Source organism: Pseudomonas sp. IT-P258 (genome assembly GCF_949767825.1).
Lineage (GTDB): Bacteria > Pseudomonadota > Gammaproteobacteria > Pseudomonadales > Pseudomonadaceae > Aquipseudomonas > Aquipseudomonas monachiensis.
Genome location: NZ_CATKPU010000043.1, coordinates 404,634 through 426,091 on the forward strand (window position 1 = coordinate 404,634; position 21,458 = coordinate 426,091).

Below are 21,458 nucleotides of genomic sequence, written 5' to 3' on the forward strand. Positions count from 1 at the left end.
CCTTTCTGAAACAGGGGAAGGCAAAAAGTTACCGGCTTCGACTCTCAACAAAGCAGTCAGTTCGCCACTAAGCTAATTAGAGTGGGTTTCGCCCTCACCGTCCATCCCGCTGACAGGAAAGGGGCTGCATCAAACGTCACGGGCGCGTTAGGATGGCGCGAAGTCGAGGCCCAGGAAAAAAGCACCTCGAACAGGACTTGCAGTAAAAGAGGATAGTCATGACGGATTTTGCCAACGCCATTCCGACCGCCGTTGATATCGTGCGGCGCGAAAAGTGCTACGAGGGCTTCTACAAACTCGAACGCGTGCACTTGCGCCACGAATTGTTCGCCGGGGGCATGAGCCGCGAGATCAATCGCGAAGTGTTCGTTCGCCATGACGCAGTGTGCATGCTGCCTTACGATCCGCAGCGCGATGAAGTGGTGCTGATCGAGCAGTTTCGCGTCGGCGCCATGGACAAGACCGACAACCCGTGGCTGATCGAACTGGTCGCTGGTCTGATCGACAAGGATGAAGTGCCGGAAGCAGTTGCTCACCGCGAGGCGCAGGAGGAAGCTGGGCTTGAAATCGGGGCGCTCTGGCCGATCACCAAATACTTTCCATCGCCGGGCGGCAGCAACGAATTCGTGCATCTGTACCTGGGGCGTTGCGACACTACCGGGGTTGGCGGCCTGCATGGGCTGGAGGAAGAGGCAGAAGACATCCGCGTCACGGTCTGGGCTTTCGAAGATGCCCTGCAAGCCGTGCGCGACGGGCGTATTGCCAACGCGGCGAGCATCATTGCCTTGCAATGGCTGGCTTTGAACCGCGTTGAAGTGAGGGGGTTATGGTCGTAAACAAGCTGCGCGATCGCTATCGGGTGGACCTGGTGGGGCTGCAAGCGTCCTGCGAGGCGAACTACGCGCGCTTGATGCGACTGCTGCCGGACATGCGCAGCGAGCCCGCCGCGCGGCGCATCGCCGTGACCCATGGCGATCAGATGCTCGGTGTGCTGGCCCTGGAAGTCCTGCTGACCTGTCCTTACACCACGACCCTGCAAGTGCGTCAGGAGCACAGCCTGCCCTGGCTGCCGGTGCCGCAACTGGAAGTGCAGGTCTATCACGACGCGCGCATGGCCGAAGTGGTCAGCGCCGAACATGCACGACGCTTTCGCGGCATCTATCCTTACCCGAATGCCTCGATGCACCAGCCGGACGAAAAGGCCCAGCTGAACATGTTTCTGGGCGAATGGCTGAGCCATTGCCTGGCGCTGGGGCATGAGTACGAAGTCGTACGTTAGTTGTGAAGCGCAGTTGTGAACTGCGTCAGGATCACAGATTTCCTCTTTCGATCGTCCCCCAGCATAATTGCGGCACTTACCCATCCCCGTGATCACGCCCTGGGAGAACGCCTTGCCGAGCGTATCCACATTGACCACCGCCGATCCGGCGTTGCTGGTGCAACTCTCCGACAGCCACCTGTTTGCCGAAGCGGACGGCGCGTTGCTGGGCATGAACACCCGCGACAGCCTGCAAAAGGTCATCGAGCTGGTGCGCGCGCAACAGCCACGGATTGACTTGATCCTGGCCACGGGTGATCTGTCCCAGGACGGGACGCTGGAGTCTTACCAACAATTTCGCGACATGACGCGTCAGCTCGATGCACCGGCGCGCTGGATTCCCGGCAATCACGACGAGCCACGGATCATGGCCGAGGCGGCGGTGCAGAGCGCTTTGCTGGAACCTGTGGTGGATATCGGCAACTGGCGGGTCACCTTGCTCGATTCGGCGGTGCCAGGCTCGGTGCCGGGATATTTGCAGGATGAACAGCTGCAGTTGCTCGCCCGCTCGTTGAGCGAAGCGCCGGAACGTCATCATCTGGTGTGCTTGCACCATCACCCGGTTTCGATTGGTTGCGCCTGGATGGAGCCTATCGGTCTGCGCAATCCCGAGGCGTTTTTTGAAGTGCTGGATCGTTTTCCACAGGTGCGTGCCGTGCTGTGGGGGCATGTGCACCAGGAAATCGATCAATTACGTAACGGCGTACGTCTGATCGCCTCGCCGTCGACCTGCATCCAGTTCGAACCCGGCAGCGAGGATTTCAAGGTCGGGGAACAGGCGCCGGGCTATCGCTGGCTGCGGTTGCTTCCCGACGGGCGGCTGGAAACCGGGGTGGAGCGGGTGACCGGGTTTGATTTCACTGTGGATTACGGCTCCAACGGCTACTGATAAATCCCTTGTAGGAGCTGTCGAGTGCAACGAGGCTGCGATCTTTTGATCTTGCTTTCAAGAAACAAAGTCAAAAGATCGCAGCCTCGTTGCACTCGACAGCTCCTACAGTAAACTGCGGCTTTTTAGCCGACGCACAGGGAGCTCAAATGTCCGGTTCGATCCTTTATATCCACGGCTTCAACAGCTCGCCGTTGTCGAAGAAGGCCTGTCAGTTGGTCGAGCTGATGGAGCGTCTGGGCCTGAGCGAACACTTGCGCGTTCCGGCGTTGCACCACCATCCGCGTCAGGCTATCGAGCAGCTGGAACAGGCGATTGCCGAGCTGGGGCGGCCACTGCTGGTCGGCAGCTCGCTCGGCGGCTACTATGCCACTCACCTGGCCGAGCGCCTTGGCTTGAAAGCCCTGTTGATCAACCCTGCCGTCAGCCCGCACCGGATGTTCGACGGCTTTCTGGGGACGCAGAAAAACCTGTATACCGAAGAGACCTGGGAAATGACCCACGACCACGTGACGGCCCTGGCCGAACTGGAAGTGCCGGCGCCCCAGGATCCACAGCGTTATCAGGTATGGTTGCAGACAGCTGACGAAACACTGGACTATCGCCTCGCCCAGCAGTATTACCGGGCATGCGCCTTGCGTATCCAGGCCGGCGGCGATCACGGTTTCCAGGGTTTTGCCACGCAACTGCCGGCCATGTTGAGTTTTGCCGGCATTGGCGCCGATTTGTATCAGGCAATCGATTTCACCGCATTGTGAGCGATAGCCCCATGAATTCTTTTTTCACCGAACACTGACGACGAGACCCCATGGCCACTCCCAGCGCTAGCTCTTATAACGCAGACGCCATCGAAGTCCTCTCGGGCCTCGACCCGGTGCGCAAACGCCCCGGCATGTACACCGACACCAGTCGGCCGAACCACCTTGCCCAGGAAGTCATCGACAACAGTGTCGACGAAGCCTTGGCCGGGCATGCCTCATCGGTGCAGGTGATCCTGCATGCCGACCATTCCCTGGAAGTCAGCGACGACGGCCGTGGCATGCCGGTGGACATTCACCCCGAGGAAGGTGTTTCGGGTGTCGAGCTGATCCTCACCAAGCTGCATGCCGGTGGCAAGTTTTCCAACAAGAACTACCAGTTCTCCGGCGGTCTGCACGGGGTGGGTATTTCCGTGGTCAACGCCTTGTCCACCGAAGTGCGGGTGCGGGTAAAGCGTGACGGCAACGAATACCAGATGACCTTCAAGGATGGCTACAAGGCCACCGAGCTGGAAATCGTCGGTACGGTCGGCAAGCGCAACACCGGCACCAGCGTGTTCTTTGCGCCGGATCCGAAATACTTCGACTCCCCGAAATTCTCCATCAGCCGCCTCAAGCACGTGCTCAAGGCCAAGGCCGTGTTGTGCCCGGGGTTGCTGGTCAGCTTTGAAGACAAGGCCACCGGCGAGAAAATCGAATGGCATTACGAAGACGGCCTGCGTTCCTACCTGGTGGATGCGGTCAGCGAATTCGAGCGCCTGCCGGACGAGCCGTTCTGCGGCAGCCTGGCGGGTAATAAAGAAGCGGTGGATTGGGCGCTGTTGTGGCTGCCCGAAGGTGGCGACGCGGTCCAGGAAAGCTACGTCAACCTGATCCCGACGGCCCAGGGCGGTACCCACGTCAACGGCTTGCGCCAAGGTCTGCTCGACGCCATGCGTGAGTTCTGCGAGTTCCGCAGCCTGTTGCCGCGCGGCGTGAAGCTGGCGCCGGAAGACGTCTGGGAGCGCATCGCCTTCGTGCTGTCGATGAAGATGCAGGAACCGCAATTCTCCGGCCAGACCAAGGAGCGCCTGTCGTCCCGTGAAGCGGCGGCGTTCGTCTCCGGTGTGGTCAAGGATGCGTTCAGCCTGTGGCTCAATGCCAACCCGGAAACCGGCATGCTGCTGGCGGAACTGGCGATCAACAATGCCGGCCGTCGCCTCAAGGCCAGCAAGAAGGTCGAGCGCAAACGCATTACCCAAGGCCCGGCGCTGCCGGGCAAGCTGGCCGACTGTGCCGGGCAGGACCCGATGCGTTCCGAGCTGTTCCTGGTGGAAGGTGATTCCGCCGGCGGTTCCGCCAAGCAGGCACGGGACAAGGAATTCCAGGCGATCCTGCCGTTGCGGGGCAAGATCCTCAACACCTGGGAAGTCGACGGCAGCGAAGTGCTGGCCAGCCAGGAAGTGCACAACATCGCCGTGGCCATCGGCGTCGACCCGGGCGCGGCGGACATGAGCCAGCTGCGCTACGGCAAGATCTGCATCCTCGCCGACGCCGACTCCGACGGTCTGCACATCGCGACCTTGCTCTGCGCCTTGTTCGTCCAGCATTTCCGCCCGTTGGTGGATGCCGGTCACGTCTATGTCGCGATGCCGCCGTTGTACCGCATCGACCTGGGCAAAGAGATCTACTACGCCCTCGATGAAGCCGAACGCGATGGCATCCTCGATCGCCTGGTGGCCGAGAAGAAGCGCGGCAAGCCGCAGGTCACCCGATTCAAGGGTCTGGGCGAAATGAACCCGCCACAGCTGCGCGAAACCACCATGGACCCGAACACCCGGCGCCTGGTGCAGTTGACCCTGGAAGATTTCGAGGCCACCTCGGAAATGATGGATATGCTGCTGGCGAAGAAACGCGCCGGTGACCGCAAGACCTGGCTGGAGTCCAAGGGCAACCTGGCCGAGGTGCTGGGCTGATGCGTCTGGGCTTTGCCCTGGCCTGTGGGTTGCTGCTGACGTCGATTACGGTATCCGCCGAGCCGGCGCCACAGCTGCGCGTGTTGTCCGGGCATGTCATCGACGGCATGCGCGGCGGCAACCTGTCCGGGCTGGCGCAGTGCGGCAATGACCTGTGGGCGGTTTCCGACCGCGACGATGGCCAGATCTACCGCCTCGATACCCGCGAATCCGTGTGGCAGGCACAAACTGTGCACATCGACGTACCGACGGTGCCGGACAGCGGTTTGCCCTGGGGGCTGAAGTCTCGCGTCTGGGGGGCTTCGTTCGTGCGTGGCGGCGATCTGGACTTCGAAGGCATCACCTGTGACAGCGCCGGCAATCGCTACATCGTCAGCGAAGGCCATGCCGCTGTCTTGCAAGTGCCGCCAACGGGGCCTGCCACCTGGCTTAAAATTTCGCCGATGATGGTTCGCGAGGCACGGGCCAGAGGCCTGCTGTTGCAATTCAATGCGCTGTTCGAAGGGCTGGTGATCAATCCGGCGGGGGATCGGATGTGGCTCGCCGCCGAGCGTCAAGGCCGGGGGTTACTGATGATCAAGCGCCAGCAGACGTTGTGGGATTGCGACGGTGGTTGCGTGCTGCTGAGCGAGGCGGGCATGGAAATGCAGCCCGAGCAGTTTCCCCGTGCCAAGCCTGTCCCGCGGGATTTTTCTGACCTGTCGCTGTTCAACGGCAAGCTGTTCACCCTTGACCGCAATGCCTTCCAGATCTGTCGCCGGGATGCGCAGACGGCCAAGGTCGAGCGCTGCTGGTCGTACGCCGCCGAGTTGTTGGAGGAGAGCCGTCGTTATTCACAGAACTACGGGCTGGAAGAAGCGTTGATCGTGGATGCCGATGGCGCCTGGATCGGTGTCGACAATAACTTCGGCGCGCGCGCCGATGGTGAAGTCCGCCCGGTGGTCTGGCGTTTCGCCGCACCGGAAGGTGGCTGGAGTGCCAGGCCATGAGACAACAAAGCCCGGGGCAGCGTATCGGCCGGGTGTTCATGGTGCTGGCCTGGTGTGCGGCGCTGTTTCTGGCCACGCGGTTTTTCGCCCAGTGGGAAGCGCGTCAGCAAAATCCGAATGTGGTGGTCAGTTCGGAGCAGGGCGAAGGTTTCATCGAGGTGAAACTGGTGAGCAATGTGCAGGGGCATTTCGTCGCCAGCGGCCAGATCAACGGCCAGCCGGTGGACTTCATGCTCGATACCGGGGCGACCGATGTGTCGATTCCGGCGGGCCTGGCCAAGCGCTTGAAGCTCGAAGAAGGATTCGGCGTGACCCTGAGCACGGCCAACGGCCTGAGCCAGGGCTATCGCACCCGTATCGAGCGCCTGCAACTGGGCGACATCGTGCTACGGGATGTACGCGCACTGGTGGCCCCGGGGCTGCACGGCGATCAGGTGTTGCTCGGCATGAGCGCACTGAACAAACTTGAATTTACCCAGCGCGGTGGCACCATGCTGCTGCGCCAGACAACGAACCGATGAGGCCCGCATGAGCGACTCCCTTGATCTCAGCCTGGACGGTGTAGAACGCCGGTCACTGGCTGACTTCACCGAAAATGCCTACCTCAACTACTCCATGTACGTGATCATGGACCGTGCCTTGCCGCATATCGGCGACGGTCTGAAACCGGTACAGCGCCGCATTATTTATGCGATGAGCGAGTTGGGGCTGGACGCCGATTCCAAGCACAAGAAATCGGCGCGTACCGTCGGTGACGTGCTCGGTAAGTTCCACCCCCACGGCGACTCGGCCTGCTACGAAGCCATGGTGCTGATGGCCCAGCCGTTCAGCTATCGATACACGCTGGTCGACGGCCAGGGCAACTGGGGTGCGCCGGATGATCCCAAGTCCTTCGCCGCCATGCGTTACACCGAAGCGCGGCTGTCGCGTTATTCCGAAGTGCTGCTCAGCGAGCTGGGCCAGGGCACGGCGGACTGGGGCCCGAACTTCGACGGTACCCTCGACGAACCGCTGGTGTTGCCGGCACGTTTGCCGAATATCCTGCTCAACGGCACCACCGGTATCGCCGTGGGCATGGCCACCGACGTTCCGCCGCACAACCTGCGGGAAGTCGCCACGGCGTGCGTGCGTTTGCTCGACGAGCCCAAGGCCACGGTCGAACAGCTCTGTGAACACATCCAGGGCCCGGACTACCCGACCGAAGCGGAAATCATCACCCCGCGCGCCGACCTGCTGAAAATCTACGAAACCGGTCGCGGTTCGGTGCGCATGCGCGCCGTGTATCACATCGAAGACGGCGACATCATCGTCACCGCGCTGCCACATCAGGTCTCGGGCGCCAAGGTGCTGGAACAGATCGCCGCGATGATGCAGGCCAAGCCGTCCAAGGCACCGCAAATCGCCGACCTGCGTGACGAATCCGACCACGAAAACCCGTGCCGGATCGTGATCATTCCGGGCGCGCGAAAAAACTTCGACCACGATGCCCTGATGCAGCACCTGTTCGCCAGCACCGAGCTGGAGTCGAGCTACCGGGTCAACATCAATATCATCGGCCTGGACGGTAAGCCGCAGCTGAAGAACCTGCGGGCGCTGCTGGTCGAATGGCTGGAGTTCCGGGTGCAGACCGTGCGTCGTCGCCTGCAATTCCGCCTCGACAAGGTCGAGCGTCGCCTGCACCTGTTGGACGGTTTGTTGATTGCCTACCTCAACCTGGATGAAGTGATCCACATCATCCGTACCGAGGAACACCCGAAAGCCGCGCTGATCGAACGTTTCGCCCTCAGCGAAATCCAGGCTGACTACATCCTCGACACCCGTCTGCGTCAGTTGGCGCGACTGGAAGAGATGAAGCTGCGTGCCGAGCAGGATGAACTGCTCAAGGAACAAGCCAAGCTGCAAGCCCTGCTCAGCAGCGAAACCAAGTTGAAAAAACTGGTGCGCAGCGAGCTGATCAAGGACGCTGAAACCTACGGCGATGACCGTCGGTCGCCTATCGTCGAGCGCGCCGAAGCCAAGGCCCTGACCGAGCACGATCTGCTGCCGAACGAGAAAGTGACGGTGGTGCTGTCGGAAAAAGGCTGGATTCGCTCCGCCAAAGGCCACGAAATCGACGCCACCGGGCTTTCCTACAAGGCCGGGGACGGTTTCAAGGCTCTGGCAGCCGGGCGCTCCAACCAGTTTGCCGTGTTTATCGACTCCACCGGCCGCAGTTATTCGGTGGCCGCCCACACCTTGCCGTCGGCTCGTGGCCAGGGCGAACCGCTGACCGGTCGCCTGACGCCGCCGCCAGGGGCGAGTTTCGAATGCGTGTTGATGCCCGAAGACGACGCGTTGTACGTGATTGCCTCCGACGCCGGCTACGGTTTCGTGGTCAAGGGTGAAGACCTGCAAGCCAAGAACAAGGCGGGCAAGGCCCTGTTGAGCCTGCCGAACAACGCCAAGGTCATGCTGCCGCGCCCTGTGGCCGATCGTGAGCAGAACTGGCTGGCGTCGGTGACGACCGAAGGTCGCCTGCTGATATTCAAGATCAGCGACCTGCCACAATTAGGTAAGGGCAAAGGCAACAAGATCATCGGGATCCCCGGTGAACGAGTGGCCAGTCGTGAAGAGTATGTGACGGACATCGCCGTATTGCCGGACGGTGCAACACTGGTGTTGCAGGCCGGGAAACGTACCTTGTCACTGAAAGCGGACGATCTCGAACACTACAAGGGTGAACGTGGTCGTCGTGGCAATAAGTTGCCGCGGGGCTTCCAGCGGGTAGATGCGCTACTCGTCGAAAGCCCGGTCAACTGAGCGCTACTGCGTTCAGTTGACCGAAGAACGCGAGTTTGAGGCGCCGATCTACGATTTAACCCGTAGTTCGGCGCTTTGCGCTGGAGTCGGAACGCATATTCACGGATGATATGGCCTTTCAAGCGCCGGCATTGCCGCGCGTTCTTCATATTTATTGAGTATTTTCACTGTGGTCAGCCTTTTTGCGACCACCTGGATGGGACGATGACTGCTCTGCGCCTTCCTTTTATTCTTTTGCTCGCCGGCGTTCTTGGCCTGGCGGGTTGCAGCGTTCACCAACCGGTGTCGTTGTATCAGCTGGACGCGGGTAGTCCGGTTCAGCCCGCACAGAACGCGGGCATGGCGGTATTGTTGGGGCCTGTGACCGTGGCCGACTACCTGCAACGCGAAACCCTGTTGCAGCGCCAGCCCGATGGCAGCCTGCAAGCCTCGACCGACGGTCGTTGGGCTGGCAGCCTTTCGTCGGATATCGATCAACTGCTACTGCGTCAGGTCGCAGGTCGCCTGGACAGCCAGCGCGTAGTGCTGGCCCCGGCAACACTGGGCTTTACCCCGGACGTCCAGGTCCTGCTGACTATCACGCGCCTGGATTCGGGTGAAAAACAGCCGGCGATCCTCGACGCGCAATGGCGCCTGATCGACCGTCGCGGGCAGGTCCGTGACAACCGCATCATCCATTTGCAGGAACAGCATGCCGGTACCACGGCGGCTCAGGTCCAGGCACAGGGCGTGTTGTTGCAACGCCTGGCCGAGCAATTGTCGGTGGCGCTCAAGCCCCTGGCCAATCAGCCGCCGATCGCCGAAGCCCCGCGCAAGCCGGCAGCCAAGGCGCCAGCACCTGCGGTAGAACAGGAAAAGCAGCCGAAGATCCCGATGGCCGCGCCGATTCGTACGGATATGGAAGTGTTCCGCTTCTAAGGCTGGATGGATTTGAAACAAAGCCCGCATAGATGCGGGCTTTGTTGTTTCTGCAGGATGGAGATATCTGGCGTCAGTTCCGACGAAGAGGCCAGGGCAGGCCACAAAAAAGCCCGCAGACGATCACTCATCTGCGGGCTTGCAGGTTTAAAGGCTAAAAGATCGCAGCCTTCGGCAGCTCCTACGCGCGGCGCTCGTGCATCCGCGCCAATTGCCGCTCCAGCATCGATGGATACGGCTCCATCAACCGCTCCACGCAGCAAGCCCCCTCAGGGCTGGCAATCGGGCGGATCCGTGCGCGCTGGCGGATCAACGCGTCGTCACTGATCCTGCGTTCCACCAGCAGCAGGTTGCGGCTGTGTTGCGACAGGGCCAGGGCGTCCTGGGCGGGATCGGTCAGCAGCAGGTCGATCTGGCTCAGGCCGAACAGTTCGTCGCCCAGGGTCAGGCCCAGTTGCAATTGCAGGGTGATGCCGCTGTCCGCGACTTCGATCTGCAACTGGTGGCCCAGGGCCCGCAGCAGTTCGCCACAGCAGATGGCGTTGGTCAGGTAATCGTCGCCGCTGTCTTCTGTGTGGAACAGCATCAACGTGCTGCCATCGTTCAAGGTCTCTACTTCGCCCTGATACAGCGAGGCGGCCTGGTCGAGGCAATCGCGATAGCGTTCGAGCAGTTCTTCAAGGCGTGCCCGCGGCAGGCGACGCAGTTGCTCCTGGGAGCCCAGTTGCACCGCCAGCACCGCGCTGTGTTGCGGCACGCTCGGCGTGGGCTTGCGAACCACCGGTTGTGGGGCGCTGTCGAGCGACTCGTCGCGCAGATCGGCGAACGGGTCTTCATCATCGTCGTCTTCGACGGTGCTGACGATCTGCCGTGGCGCTGGTTTGAGCGCCGCTACCGGACGGCTCTCGTCGAAACTCGGGTCGCGCAGGTTGCGGACTTCGAAGGCCGGGTCGGCCTCGTCATCCATGTCGTCGAATTCCGGCTCCGGTTCCGGCACAGGGGCGGGCTCCGGGGCGAAGTTGGCGTGCAGCTGGCGCGCCAGGTCGCCGATTTCGTCCTGGCGGTCGGTGGCCGGGGTGTATTCGTCGATATTGCGCAGCCATACCCGCAATTGCAGCAGTGGCGTTGAGAGATAACGCCCCATGCGCAGGCTCAGGGCCAGGGACAAAGCCAGCAGGATGGCGCTCAGAATGCCCATGCTTTGCAGGCTGATGGTCATCGGCTGCTGGAACTGGTCCATGTCCAGGCTGATGCGCAATTGCCCGGCAGTCACGTCCTGGAAGGTGATCTTGCTCTGGTACATGCCCTCGGCTTCGCCCAGCAGGCTATGCTTGGGACGCTGGCCGGATTCGGCGAGGATGCGGTTGTCCGGGCTGTAGATGGCGGCGTGGGCCACCAGCTTGTTCTTGGTCAGGTTATTGAGCAGCACATTGAGGCTGAGGATGTCATTGGACACCAACAGCTCGGTGGCCGAGGTGGCCGTCTGCGTGGTCAGGCTTTCGCCCAGCGCATCCGCCTGCTCGTGCATGGCCTGCTTGAACTGCAGGCCCATCACACCGGCATAGATGACCAGGGCCAGGGCGACCAGGATCACGTTATGGCTGGCGATGCGCAATGCAATCGGTACACGGCGGTGACGCAGTGCCCGGAAGATCAGCAGGAAGAAGTTGTCGGTTTTTACTGGCGTAGGCCGGTTCACTTGAGCTCGGCTCTTTTGTCCGTGGAGTTGACGCGCAGTATAGCGACAGGCCCTAGACCGTCAAAGCGCTCACGGTGCCCGATGGTCACTGAAAGTGGGTAGAATGCGGTTTTTTTCCACCTGCGGGGGTGCGCCTTGCGCGAAATCGTCCTGATAAACATCACGGGAGTCGACCGTCCGGGTCTGACTGCGGCCATTACCGGCGTTCTGGCCCAGGGTGGTGTGAACATTCTCGACATCGGTCAGGCGGTGATCCATGACACCTTGTCGTTCGGTATCCTGGTTGAAATTCCCGACACCGAACAAGGCAGGTCCGTGCTCAAGGACATCCTGTTCAAGGGCTATGAGCTCGATCAACAGGTGCGTTTCACGCCGGTGTCCGAAGAGGATTACCAGCAGTGGGTCGGCAACCAGGGCAAAAAACGCCACATCGTGACCCTGTTGACCCGCAAGGTAACGGCCGGGCAGTTGCAGGCCGTGAGTTCGATCACCGCCAAATATGGCCTGAACATCGACCACATCGATCGTCTGTCCGGGCGCATGCCGCTGGACACGCCGGCCGACAAGGGCAAGGGCTGCATCGAGTTTTCCGTGCGTGGCGAAGCGGCTGATCCGCAGGCGCTGCGTGCCGAATTCCTCAGCGTTGCCCAGGAACTGAACGTCGATATTGCCTTCCAGGAAGATTCGCTGTTCCGTCGCAACCGTCGCCTGGCTGTGTTCGACATGGATTCAACGCTCATCGAAGCCGAAGTGATCGATGAACTGGCCAAGGCTGCGGGCGTCGGCGACAAAGTGTCGGAAATCACCGAGCGGGCGATGGCCGGCGAACTGGATTTTCGCGCCAGCTTCAAGGAACGCCTGGCCTTGCTCAAGGGGCTGGACGTCGGTGTGCTGGACTCCATTGGCGCCTCGCTGCGCCTGACCGAAGGTGCTGAAACCCTGTTCGCCGAACTCAAGCGCCTGGGCTACAAGACCGCGATTCTGTCAGGTGGCTTCACCTACTTCGCCAAGCAATTGCAGGCCAGGCTGGGTATCGACTACGTGTTCGCCAACGAACTGGAAGTGGTCGACGGCAAAGTCACCGGCGTGGCGGTCGAGCCGATTGTCGATGCGCAGCGCAAGGCGGATTTGCTGAAGGAACTGGCACACAAGGAAGGCTTGCGCCTGGAGCAGACCATTGCGGTTGGCGACGGTGCCAATGACTTGCCGATGCTGGCGATTGCCGGGTTGGGCGTGGCGTTCCGTGCCAAGCCGCTGGTGAAGCAGTCGGCCAAGCAGGCGATTTCGACTCTGGGCCTGGACGGCGTGCTGTATCTGCTGGGCTTCCGCGATCGCGACGGACAGCTCTGATACACCCGAAATAAATGTGGGAGCGGCGGTGCGGCGCTCCCACAGGGATGCAGCTCGGTCTTTAAGCTTTTGGCGAGCCCATGCCCTGACCCATCTGCACCGCAGTACCGGCGGTCATTTCTTCAGCCCACTTCACCTGATCCGGCCCGAACAGCACGACAGCGGTCGAACCCAGTTTGAAGCGTCCCAGCTCCGCACCTTTTTCCAGGTGGATCGGCGCGCGCGCGGCTTCGTCATAGCGGAAGGTTTTCAGCTCGCGCTTCGGCGGCGTGACCAGGCCGGCCCACACCGTTTCAATCGACGCCACGATCATCGCGCCCACCAGCACCACGGCCATAGGCCCGCGCTCGGTGTCGAAAATGCACGCCACGCGCTCGTTGCGGGCGAACAGTTCCGGAACGTTTTCAGCGGTGGTCTGGTTGACCGAGAACAGGCGGCCCGGGATGTAGACCATTTCGCGCAGGGTGCCGGCCAGCGGCATGTGCACGCGGTGGTAGTCCTTCGGCGACAGGTAGATGGTCGCGAAGTCGCCCCCCATGAACGGCGCAGCATTTGCCGCATCGCCACCCAACAGTTCCAGCACGCTGAAGCTGTGGCCCTTGGCCTGGAACACGCGGCCGTGCTCGATCGGGCCGAGCTGGCTGATCGCACCGTCGGCGGGGCTGAGGATCGCGCCCGGGGTTTCGTCCAATGGACGGGCACCGTCTTTCAATGCACGGGTGAAGAACGCGTTGAAGTGCTCGTAGGCGGTCAGGTCTTCGACCAGCGCCTGGGACATGTCCACCTGATAACGCTTGGCGAACCAGGCGGTAAAGGCATTCTTGAACCAGCGAACGCGGCATTCGGCGATGCAGCCGGCCAGTCGCGAGAGCAGGTTGTGGGGCAGCAGGTACTGGCCGAGGAGAAACAGACGCTTGTTCATTAACGGTCCTTAAAAATCTTAAATTTCTACCGGGGTATCGGGATGGTTGCCCCATTCGCCCCAGGAGCCGGCGTAGCCTTTGACCCGCGGATAACCGAGGGATTTGGCCACCAGATAGGTGAAGCCAGAACGATGGTGAGTCTGGCAGTGGGTAATCACTTCTTTGTCTTTGCTGATCCCGAGTTGTTCGAGGATCTGCGGCATGTCGGTGCGGATGCGCAACTGGCGTGCCCGATCCATGCCCGCGGTCCATTCGAAATTGACCGCGCCGGGAATGTGCCCGCCCTTGGCTGCCAGGACTTTCTCGCCGGAGTACTCCTGCGGCCCGCGTGCATCCCAGATTGCCAGGTCGGCGGCGCCGAGGCGGCTTTGCAGGTATTCGCGGGTGGCGGTGGGTTCGTCGTGCAAGGTCAGTGAAACCGGGCCGCCCACCGGTGGCGGGATCTGGATCGACATGGGCAAGCCTTCCGCCAGCCAGGCCGTCAGGCCGCCGTCGACATAGTGGTACTTGCTGTGGCCGATGACATCCAGCAGCCAAATGAAGCGCCCGGCCCAACCGCCGCCTTCGTCGTCATACACCACGTAGATCGCGTCGGGGTTGTGTCCCAGTTCACCAAACAGCGCTTCGAGTGCTGCCTGCGGGGGCATCAGCCCCGGGGCGGGGGCCTGGCCGAGCTGTGTGCGTTTCGGATCGACAAAGCGTGCGCCGGGAATGTGCCCTTCGGCGTAGCGGGCGGGACTGGTCAAGTCCACCAGAATCAGTTCGCGGGCGTCGAGGCGAGGGAGCAAGTCGCTCGGCTCGATCACCAGCGGCAAGCCAGAGAAGTCAGACATGTGAGGTCTCCAGAGCACAAAAGGGAGGATTGTAACGCAGCTTATTGGCCACGGTGGCTAAAGCTGTGCAGGGCTTTTTCGATGCACTGCGCGGTTTTGCCGAAGGCCTGTACGGAAATTTCCGAAAACGGCCCGCCGCCTTGATCCGCCACGACGATCATGATCACCCGGCCATTGTTGACCAGCGAGCGCAGCAGCAAGTGTTCACCATTGAACTGCGAACGCAGGCTGTTGGGCAGCAGGGCCGAGAATTGCGCGTTGTTGGTTGGCGTCAGTCGCACCTGGGCCTGTTGCGCGAGCAGGCGTTGCAACACGTTGCTCTGGCTGACCACGAAATTCAACCCGGCAGCCTCCTTCGGCAGGCCGGCCGTTTGGTGCACGCGCAGATTGGCGTGGGTGCGGTCGGCCATCAGGATCATCACCCGGCGCATGCCGCAGGCCACGAGGGCGTCCCGGGCGGCGATGGTCAAGTGCATGGCATTGGTGAAACGACTCGGCTCGACCAGCAGTTCGGCGCATTGCTTGCGCCACTTCGCCAGGTCTTCGGCGGTGGGTGCCGCTGCCGGCAGCAAGCCTGCGTGGACACGGTTCATGCCCCACGGCCAGATCAGCGACTCGGCGGGGTGCCAGAGGTCGGGCATGGCGTGTTGGCGTGCGCTGTTGGCGGCTTGCTGGTGCAGTTGTTGCTGCAGCTCGTCCATCGGCATTTGCAGGTAAAGGCTGGTCAGGTACTGCCAGCGCTCACTGTGGGGGCTGTCCCAGGCGTGTTGCGCCGACAGCGCCAGCCCGTTGGCCAGCAGCACGGTATTGGCCGGTTGATTGAGCCAGCGGCGCAGGGTCGGATCGTCATCGAGGCGGTTCTGCTGGCGCAGTGGATGCTCGCTGTCACGGGCAATACGCAGGACCTTCACCAGTTCCCGCTGCTCGGTGAGCAGCAGTCGATAGCCTTGCTGCACCCAGATCGGCAGGTGCCAGACCTCCACCAGTGCCTGGCCAATCTCCAGCAGGCGTACGCCAAACAGTTGCTGTTCGACTTTGCGTGCCGATTCACCTTTATGGATGACCCGCAGCTCCCAGTCTTCGAGCAGTTTCGGATGGGTCAGCGCCAGCGGCCACAGGGGCGAAAGAAACAGCAGGCTGCCCCAGTGGATGTCCTGCCACAGGCGCGCCAGGCGACTGGCAAAAAAGCCATTGGCCTGTTGCGTGGCGTGCTGGCTGATCATCTGCAACTGACGCAGGGCTTTGGGAATCTCGGACTGGGGTTCGGCGGGCAGGCGCGCGAGCAGTTCTTCGGTGCGTTTCAGGCCGAGGCGATTGATCGCAACTTCAAGGTTTTCCGCAGGCTCGGTCATGCCGCCGTGGGTATGCCGGTTGGCTTCGCGAATCACGCTCAAGGCCAGGGCCGGGCTGCCTTGCATGAGGTCGGCGATATCGCGCAACGAGCTGCGATTGTCGCGGATGGCCTTGCAGACCCGGTCGTGGCTGGCTTGCGGAACCGGCAGGCGCACGCCATCGAGAAGCTTGACCCAGCCTTCGAGAGTGGTCGGTTTCGGGGTTGGGGCGTTCGTTTCGTTAACCATGGTGGGAGGCGATCATCGTCAACAGTACCTGTGCCCGCAAGGGGTCAAATTAGCTTTTCGCCTGAACTGGCTATAGTCTGGCGCAGTTTTGCCGATAAGTAGAAGAAGAGATTTTTTAACTTCCGAATATGACCTTGAACCCGACTCAGTAAGTGCTCTCCTAACCTATGGCTAAAATTATCGGCATCATCGTCGTATTCGCGAGCGTGCTCGGCGGATACGTGCTTTCCCACGGCAAGATTGCCGCCCTGATCCAGCCTTTCGAGGTCATGATCATCGGCGGCGCGGCCCTCGGCGCCTTCTTGCAGGCCAACCCCGGCTATATGACGATGCACGTGCTCAAGAAGTCCCTGAGCATGTTCAGTTCGCGTTTCAACCACGCCTTCTACCTGGAAGTGCTGGGCCTGATCTACGAGATCCTCAACAAGAGCCGCCGCGAAGGCATGATGGCCATCGAAGGCGACATCGAAGATGCCGCCGCGAGCCCGATCTTCGCCAAGTACCCGACGGTGCTGAAGGACGAGCGCATGACCGCGTTCATCTGCGATTACCTGCGCATCATGTCCTCCGGCAACATGGCTCCCCACGAGCTGGAAGGCTTGTTCGACATGGAGCTGTTCAGCCTCAAGGAAGACCTTGAGCATCCATCCCACGCCGTCAACGGCATCGCCGATGCCATGCCTGGTTTCGGTATCGTCGCGGCGGTACTGGGGATCGTGGTGACCATGGCTTCGTTGGGTGAGGGCGACCAGAAGTCCATCGGCCTGCACGTGGGTGCGGCATTGGTGGGTACCTTCTTCGGTATTCTCGCCGCCTACGGCTTCTTCGGCCCGCTGGCCCATTCCCTGGCCCACGATGCCAAGGAAGAACTGAACGTCTACGAAGCCATCAAGGCCTCGCTGGTGGCTTCGGCTTCCGGCATGCCGCCATCGCTGGCCGTGGAGTTCGGGCGCAAGGTCCTGTACCCGGCGCACCGTCCAAGCTTCGCCGAGCTGGAACAAGCGGTTCGCGGTCGTTAGTGCTTTGTTTCGCAAATACGCTCCTTTTTGGCGAGTGACTGTTGTTGCCAGACAAGGCGCCGCGACGAGTCATAGCCCGCTATGGCGAGGAGCGGCAACGCAGTATGGCGACAACAGGCACCGTCAAAAAGGAACAGTATTTGTGAGACAGAGCACTCTCCATGGAAAATAACCAGCCGATAATCATCAAGCGCGTCAAGCGCATCGCCGGCGGGCATCACGGGGGCGCCTGGAAAATCGCCTTCGCCGACTTCGCCACGGCGATGATGGCGTTCTTCCTGGTGTTGTGGCTGCTGTCCACCGCCACGCCGGAACAGAAGATTGCCATCGCCGGTTACTTCAAGGACCCGATCGGCTTTTCCGAAAGCGGCACGCCCTACATCATCGATCTGGGCGGCACACCGACCCTGGCGCCGGAAAACACTCTCAACCCGGAGGTGAAGTCCCAACCACAACCGGACAAGGTCACCATCGATACCGATCAGGTCGAAGGCATGGCCGAGCAGGTCGAAAAAGAGCGCCTCGAACTGTTGCTGCAAGAATTGCAGAACAAGGTCGAAGAAAACCCGCAGATGCAGAAGTTCAAGGACCAGATCCTGTTCGAGATCACTCAGGACGGCCTGCGCATCCAGATCATGGACGCGGAAAACCGCCCGATGTTCGACTCAGGCTCAGCTCGCTTGAAGCCGTATTTCGAAGACATCCTGCTGGCCATGGCCGACACCATCAAGGCGGTGCCGAACAAGATCAGCATCAGCGGCCACACCGATGCCAAGCCATACACCGGCACCGGTGATTTCGGTAACTGGGAGCTTTCGGCCAATCGTGCCAACGCCGCACGGCGTGCGCTAGTGGCGGGCAGCTATCCGGATGCTCAGGTGGCACGGGTGGTCGGCTATGCCTCGTCGGCCCTGTTCGATCGCGAGCATCCGTTCAACCCGGTGAACCGCCGTATCGACATCGTCGTACTGACGAAAAAAGCCCAGCGAGCGATCGAAGGTTCGCAAGGGGCGGAGCCTGCTCCTGATGCACCGCAGGGTTCGGCCGCTCCGGGAGCCGTACCGGCTAAGCCGGTCGATCCGAACGCGTTGCCGGCGGACAAGGAGCCTCTGCCGGCTCATGAACTGCGTGAGCGTCTGAACCTGTTCGACGACCCGGCACCGAAACCGGGCGAGCCAGCCAAACCGGCTGAACCGCCCAAACAGTGACCGATAAAAAAGCCGACAGCGATGTCGGCTTTTTTGTCGGCGTTTTCTACGTTAAAAGCCGCGGATGACTCGGGACTTGAGGTCGGCGTGAAAGCGATCCGCATTGGATTTGTTGACGCTGCGCACCGACTCGCTACCGGTCACCGAATCCAGTGACATCGAACGCTTGAGCGTCGACTCGTTGCGATAGGCATCGATAAAGAAGTCGATGTCCCGGTCGCTGATCAGCTTCGGCCATTTATCTAGGTACAACGGCAGCTCTGTCGGGCCGGTCTTGAACGAGCAGATACGCCGATTAGTGATCGTCGCCTCACCGATTTCGAACGGCACCCACCAGGACAGCGCGGTTTTCTCCGATACCACTGCCAGCAGGTGCGTGCATTCGCTGATGTTGCGGGTGATCACCCCGGTGATGTCGTCGGTGGTCTGGGATTCGGCATCCAGCACGTCGAGGTAGGTCTTGATGTTGGCCTGGATCAGGCGTGTGTTGATGTGAACCGCGTGGGCGCGGTCCATGTGGCGGTAGCTGATAAACACTGGCATCAGAAATGTCCCTTGATCGCGAGTTCGCGGTAATAGGCGCCGAGGGCGGTGAGGCGGCAGCCGGTGGCGTGGATGGCGGCGTAGTACATGTGTTCGGCGTCCACCGGTTCGACCAGGCTGTGGCGGTTGCACTTTTGCAGTTGGGCGAAGACCTCGCCCTGTTCCGGGTTGAACTCGGGTTCGGTGGGCTCAAAGCTGGGGGCGAGGGGGTACACCGACTCCGCTTCGGCAAACCATTCGGGGAGTTTGCGCAGGATCTCCTTGGGGATCAGCGGCGACACTTCGCGCAGGGAGATGAACTGCGACACGTTGGTCTTGAACACCGGACGCTGTTCCCAGGCATCGAGGGCGTTGTCGACAAATGAATAAAGGCTGCCGGGAGTGATCTTGCCCAGGATGTTCGCTGCGCCACCGTGCAGGGCCTGGAGCAACAATCCGGTGAACACACCGTGCTGCACGCCCTCCATCGCCGGTTCTTCCTTTTTGCAGGCGGTCAGGATGGTCATGCCTTCGCCGACCACGCTGCCCTCACTGCGCAAGGCGCGCAGTTCGCCGGCCGAGCCGCTCTGGCAACAGTCGAGAATGATCACTTTGTTCTTGATCTTCGTGGCCTTGCTCGCCCAGTTGAGAATGTCGCTGAGGCGAATCCCGTCCTTGGCACTCTTGTAATCCTGCGGGATCAACATGCCTTCGTCGGTGTCAGTGTCGAAGCAGCCGTGGCCGGCGAAATACAGCAGCGCGACATTGCAGTCGCCGGCAAACAGCTCACGGATCTGGTCTTCGAGTTTTTCCCGACTCAGATAGTCCTCGGCGGAGGTCAGTACGATGTTCTTGAAGTTCGGATCGCCATTGGCGTCGGTCTTGAGCACGGAGGCCATGGCCATGGCGTCATTGCTGCAGCCGCTCAGGCGTGACACATGGGAGTAGTCGTTGATGCCGATAAACAGTCCCTTGCGCATGGTTACACCGCCGTATGCTGGCGAATCGCATCGATGATGCTGTTGGTGTTCCACGCACATTCGGCATGTGCCGCGTCACGTACCACCGTGGAAATGCGCTCGGCACCGAACGGCTTGATCGCAATGATCACCTTGCCCATGCGCTTGGCGATCTCGATTTCCTTGTTGATCCACTTGCTGTAGGTGGAATACATCCCGGCCATGATCAATACCGCCGAACACGGGCGGATCTTGTTTTCGATGGCCTCCTCAAGTTGTTTGTCGGTTTTCGCGCCGACGATCGGGTTGTCCGGCGGTACCGAAAAATTCTTGTATGTGAAACCGGGCTTGGCGTTGAGCAGGCGCACGAGATTGTCGTGGGCGTCGGAGTAGTTCCACGAGTGGCTGATGAACAGGTGGTAGGTTTGCATGGGTGTCCCTCGGAGTCGCTGGAGTGCGAAGAGGGTTTGAACTTAGGCGAATGCAGGGCGGCCACAAGGTGTCGGCGCGGAAAGAGAAATGCCCTACAAGCGAGCGTGCGTACGTCTTACAGAAAGGTCTGATGTTTAAGAGGGGGGGAAGATCCAGCCGTCGGCCGCCCCGCTGAAGGCAGGGCGGTCGGCACGTCTGTTTAGTAGCCGTTTTCCGGCAGGCTGGCGATGATCGAGCGGTAGCTGTTCATCCGTTGCTGCTGCACGCGGCCGTCTTCCAGGGCTTTGAGCAGGGCGCAACCCGGTTCGCGGTCATGCTTGCAGTCACGGAAGCGGCAGGTGCCGAGGAGGTCGTTGAACTCGATGAAGCCGGCTTCGACGTCGGCACGGCTGACGTGGCCCAGACCGAATTCGCGGATACCCGGGGAGTCGATCAACTCACCGCCGCCGGGGAAGTGGAACAACCGCGCGGTGGTGGTGGTGTGTGTACCCTGGCCAGACAGCTCGGACAGCGGACCGACGCGGGTTTCGACTTCCGGCAGCAGGCTGTTGACCAGCGATGACTTGCCGACACCGGACTGGCCGACGAACACGCTGATGCGTCCGTCCAGCTGCGTCTGCAATTGCTCCATGCCGTTGCCGTGGTGCGCCGACACTTCCAGCACCGGGTAGCCGAGGGTGCGGTATACGGCGAGCAAGGCGTTCAGTGCAGGAGCGTTGTTTTCGTCGATCAGGTCGAATTTGTTCAGCAGCAACAGTGGCTTGATGCCTGCATGTTCGGCCGCCACCAGGTAACGGTCGATCAGGTTGGCATGGGGCTCGGGCAGCGGTGCAAACACGATGACGATCATGTCGACGTTGGCCGCAACCGGCTTGAGCTGACCACGGCTGTCCGGGCGACATAGCTCGGTGTTGCGCGGCAGTTGCGCCACGATCACGCCGATGCCCTGGTTGCCGGCACGCCAGACCACCTGATCGCCGGTCACCAGCGCCGGCAGGTTGGCGCGCAGGTGGCAACGGAACACCTGGCCGGCCAGTTCGCCATCACGGGCCTCGACTTCGACCTGCACACCGAAGTGCGCGATCACCAGACCGTGCTGTTCCGGGCCCAGATCGCCGCCCTCAAGCGCCTCGACGGCCGAGGACTCGCGTTTGGCGGCGCGGGCAGCGCGTTCGCCCTGAATCTTTTCGATGCGCCAGTTTTGACGACGATTGAGTTGGCGTTTGGCCATGGGTGTTCCGTATCAAGAATGCAGCGATTAGGTAAAACGGCCGCGAGTTTAGCACGCCCGGCCACCGGCCTAGGCT

The 21,458-nt window shown here is 61.3% G+C and carries 20 protein-coding genes; 12 read left to right on the plus strand and 8 right to left on the minus strand.

Annotated features, from left to right (window positions below):
- Positions 1-218: 218 nt before the first annotated feature.
- The 9 genes from ACM6G4_RS17695 (at position 219) to ACM6G4_RS17735 (ending at position 9,626) form a co-directional block, all read left to right on the plus strand.
- Positions 219-836 carry an NUDIX domain-containing protein gene (locus ACM6G4_RS17695; protein WP_056725510.1) on the plus strand — a complete coding sequence of 206 codons (618 nt, stop codon included), beginning with the start codon at positions 219-221 and terminating at the stop codon, positions 834-836.
- A complete protein-coding gene (locus ACM6G4_RS17700; protein ID WP_007977461.1) occupies positions 827-1,279 on the plus strand; it encodes a DUF1249 domain-containing protein in 453 nt (150 codons plus the stop codon). The genes ACM6G4_RS17695 and ACM6G4_RS17700 overlap by 10 nt, the downstream gene beginning before the upstream one ends.
- 112 nt (positions 1,280-1,391) lie before the next feature.
- Complete coding sequence (cpdA, locus tag ACM6G4_RS17705) at positions 1,392-2,207, plus strand: 3',5'-cyclic-AMP phosphodiesterase (RefSeq protein ID WP_414914212.1); 816 nt, start codon at positions 1,392-1,394, stop codon at positions 2,205-2,207.
- Positions 2,208-2,356: 149 nt separating this feature from the next.
- Positions 2,357-2,965 carry a YqiA/YcfP family alpha/beta fold hydrolase gene (locus tag ACM6G4_RS17710; protein WP_414914213.1) on the plus strand — a complete coding sequence of 203 codons (609 nt, stop codon included), beginning with the start codon at positions 2,357-2,359 and terminating at the stop codon, positions 2,963-2,965.
- A gap of 50 nt (positions 2,966-3,015) precedes the next feature.
- Positions 3,016-4,920 (plus strand): DNA topoisomerase IV subunit B, encoded by a 1,905-nt coding sequence (gene parE / locus ACM6G4_RS17715; protein ID WP_414914214.1) that lies wholly within the window; start codon positions 3,016-3,018, stop codon positions 4,918-4,920.
- Positions 4,920-5,909 (plus strand): esterase-like activity of phytase family protein, encoded by a 990-nt coding sequence (locus tag ACM6G4_RS17720; protein ID WP_056725501.1) that lies wholly within the window; start codon positions 4,920-4,922, stop codon positions 5,907-5,909. The genes parE and ACM6G4_RS17720 overlap by 1 nt, the downstream gene beginning before the upstream one ends.
- Positions 5,906-6,430 (plus strand): TIGR02281 family clan AA aspartic protease, encoded by a 525-nt coding sequence (locus ACM6G4_RS17725; RefSeq protein WP_056725499.1) that lies wholly within the window; start codon positions 5,906-5,908, stop codon positions 6,428-6,430. Before ACM6G4_RS17720 ends, ACM6G4_RS17725 begins: the two co-directional genes overlap by 4 nt.
- Positions 6,431-6,437: 7 nt before the next feature.
- Positions 6,438-8,708, plus strand: coding sequence for a DNA topoisomerase IV subunit A (gene parC / locus ACM6G4_RS17730; protein ID WP_095943185.1), 2,271 nt, complete (start codon positions 6,438-6,440; stop codon positions 8,706-8,708).
- A gap of 204 nt (positions 8,709-8,912) precedes the next feature.
- Positions 8,913-9,626: a membrane integrity-associated transporter subunit PqiC gene (locus ACM6G4_RS17735; RefSeq protein ID WP_056725495.1), complete on the plus strand. Its 714-nt coding sequence runs from the start codon at positions 8,913-8,915 to the stop codon at positions 9,624-9,626.
- A 181-nt stretch (positions 9,627-9,807) separates the two neighbouring features.
- Here ACM6G4_RS17735 and ACM6G4_RS17740 read toward each other — a convergent pair whose 3' ends face one another.
- Positions 9,808-11,325, minus strand: a complete 1,518-nt coding sequence (locus tag ACM6G4_RS17740; RefSeq protein WP_414914215.1) for an AhpA/YtjB family protein — start codon at positions 11,323-11,325, stop codon at positions 9,808-9,810.
- 135 nt (positions 11,326-11,460) lie between these two features.
- Between ACM6G4_RS17740 and serB the strand changes: the two genes are divergently transcribed.
- Positions 11,461-12,675, plus strand: coding sequence for a phosphoserine phosphatase SerB (serB, locus tag ACM6G4_RS17745; RefSeq protein WP_414914216.1), 1,215 nt, complete (start codon positions 11,461-11,463; stop codon positions 12,673-12,675).
- A 61-nt stretch (positions 12,676-12,736) separates the two neighbouring features.
- Here the strand turns inward: serB and asd are convergent, their stop codons facing one another.
- Genes asd through ACM6G4_RS17760 form a run of 3 tightly spaced genes read right to left on the minus strand, consistent with a single transcriptional unit; the run spans position 12,737 to position 16,011 of the window.
- Positions 12,737-13,597 (minus strand): archaetidylserine decarboxylase, encoded by an 861-nt coding sequence (gene asd / locus ACM6G4_RS17750; RefSeq protein ID WP_008048034.1) that lies wholly within the window; start codon positions 13,595-13,597, stop codon positions 12,737-12,739.
- 18 nt (positions 13,598-13,615) lie between these two features.
- Positions 13,616-14,431 carry a rhodanese-like domain-containing protein gene (locus tag ACM6G4_RS17755; RefSeq protein ID WP_414914217.1) on the minus strand — a complete coding sequence of 272 codons (816 nt, stop codon included), beginning with the start codon at positions 14,429-14,431 and terminating at the stop codon, positions 13,616-13,618.
- 41 nt (positions 14,432-14,472) lie between these two features.
- Positions 14,473-16,011, minus strand: a complete 1,539-nt coding sequence (locus ACM6G4_RS17760; protein ID WP_414914218.1) for an HDOD domain-containing protein — start codon at positions 16,009-16,011, stop codon at positions 14,473-14,475.
- 167 nt (positions 16,012-16,178) lie between these two features.
- On the opposite strand from ACM6G4_RS17760, the gene motA reads away from it, so the two are divergent.
- A complete protein-coding gene (gene motA / locus ACM6G4_RS17765) occupies positions 16,179-17,030 on the plus strand; it encodes a flagellar motor stator protein MotA (RefSeq protein WP_015093220.1) in 852 nt (283 codons plus the stop codon).
- Positions 17,031-17,191: 161 nt separating this feature from the next.
- A complete protein-coding gene (gene motB, locus ACM6G4_RS17770; RefSeq protein WP_414914219.1) occupies positions 17,192-18,238 on the plus strand; it encodes a flagellar motor protein MotB in 1,047 nt (348 codons plus the stop codon).
- Positions 18,239-18,289: 51 nt separating this feature from the next.
- Here the strand turns inward: motB and ACM6G4_RS17775 are convergent, their stop codons facing one another.
- The 4 genes from ACM6G4_RS17775 to rsgA form a co-directional block, all read right to left on the minus strand.
- Complete coding sequence (locus tag ACM6G4_RS17775; protein ID WP_056725481.1) at positions 18,290-18,781, minus strand: toll/interleukin-1 receptor domain-containing protein; 492 nt, start codon at positions 18,779-18,781, stop codon at positions 18,290-18,292.
- Positions 18,781-19,740 carry a caspase family protein gene (locus tag ACM6G4_RS17780; protein ID WP_414914220.1) on the minus strand — a complete coding sequence of 320 codons (960 nt, stop codon included), beginning with the start codon at positions 19,738-19,740 and terminating at the stop codon, positions 18,781-18,783. The genes ACM6G4_RS17775 and ACM6G4_RS17780 overlap by 1 nt, the downstream gene beginning before the upstream one ends.
- A 2-nt stretch (positions 19,741-19,742) precedes the next feature.
- Entirely contained in the window at positions 19,743-20,150 is a 408-nt protein-coding gene (locus ACM6G4_RS17785; RefSeq protein ID WP_056725477.1) for a TIR domain-containing protein, read from the minus strand.
- A gap of 200 nt (positions 20,151-20,350) precedes the next feature.
- On the minus strand, positions 20,351-21,382 hold the full coding sequence (gene rsgA / locus ACM6G4_RS17790) for a small ribosomal subunit biogenesis GTPase RsgA (RefSeq protein WP_223541730.1): 1,032 nt from the start codon (positions 21,380-21,382) through the stop codon (positions 20,351-20,353).
- Positions 21,383-21,458 lie beyond the last annotated feature (76 nt).

Bases quoted from the DNA above. Each gene is read 5' to 3' on its own strand.
- ACM6G4_RS17695 (WP_056725510.1), top strand. From the start codon at position 219: ATGACGGATTTTGCCAACGCCATTCCGACCGCCGTTGATATCGTGCGG.
- ACM6G4_RS17700 (WP_007977461.1), top strand. From the start codon at position 827: ATGGTCGTAAACAAGCTGCGCGATCGCTATCGGGTGGACCTGGTGGGG.
- ACM6G4_RS17710 (WP_414914213.1), top strand. From the start codon at position 2,357: ATGTCCGGTTCGATCCTTTATATCCACGGCTTCAACAGCTCGCCGTTG.
- parE (WP_414914214.1), top strand. From the start codon at position 3,016: ATGGCCACTCCCAGCGCTAGCTCTTATAACGCAGACGCCATCGAAGTC.
- ACM6G4_RS17720 (WP_056725501.1), top strand. From the start codon at position 4,920: ATGCGTCTGGGCTTTGCCCTGGCCTGTGGGTTGCTGCTGACGTCGATT.
- ACM6G4_RS17725 (WP_056725499.1), top strand. From the start codon at position 5,906: ATGAGACAACAAAGCCCGGGGCAGCGTATCGGCCGGGTGTTCATGGTG.
- parC (WP_095943185.1), top strand. From the start codon at position 6,438: ATGAGCGACTCCCTTGATCTCAGCCTGGACGGTGTAGAACGCCGGTCA.
- ACM6G4_RS17735 (WP_056725495.1), top strand. From the start codon at position 8,913: ATGACTGCTCTGCGCCTTCCTTTTATTCTTTTGCTCGCCGGCGTTCTT.
- asd (WP_008048034.1), bottom strand. From the start codon at position 13,597: ATGAACAAGCGTCTGTTTCTCCTCGGCCAGTACCTGCTGCCCCACAAC.
- ACM6G4_RS17755 (WP_414914217.1), bottom strand. From the start codon at position 14,431: ATGTCTGACTTCTCTGGCTTGCCGCTGGTGATCGAGCCGAGCGACTTG.
- ACM6G4_RS17760 (WP_414914218.1), bottom strand. From the start codon at position 16,011: ATGGTTAACGAAACGAACGCCCCAACCCCGAAACCGACCACTCTCGAA.
- motA (WP_015093220.1), top strand. From the start codon at position 16,179: ATGGCTAAAATTATCGGCATCATCGTCGTATTCGCGAGCGTGCTCGGC.
- motB (WP_414914219.1), top strand. From the start codon at position 17,192: ATGGAAAATAACCAGCCGATAATCATCAAGCGCGTCAAGCGCATCGCC.
- ACM6G4_RS17775 (WP_056725481.1), bottom strand. From the start codon at position 18,781: ATGCCAGTGTTTATCAGCTACCGCCACATGGACCGCGCCCACGCGGTT.
- ACM6G4_RS17780 (WP_414914220.1), bottom strand. From the start codon at position 19,740: ATGCGCAAGGGACTGTTTATCGGCATCAACGACTACTCCCATGTGTCA.
- ACM6G4_RS17785 (WP_056725477.1), bottom strand. From the start codon at position 20,150: ATGCAAACCTACCACCTGTTCATCAGCCACTCGTGGAACTACTCCGAC.
- rsgA (WP_223541730.1), bottom strand. From the start codon at position 21,382: ATGGCCAAACGCCAACTCAATCGTCGTCAAAACTGGCGCATCGAAAAG.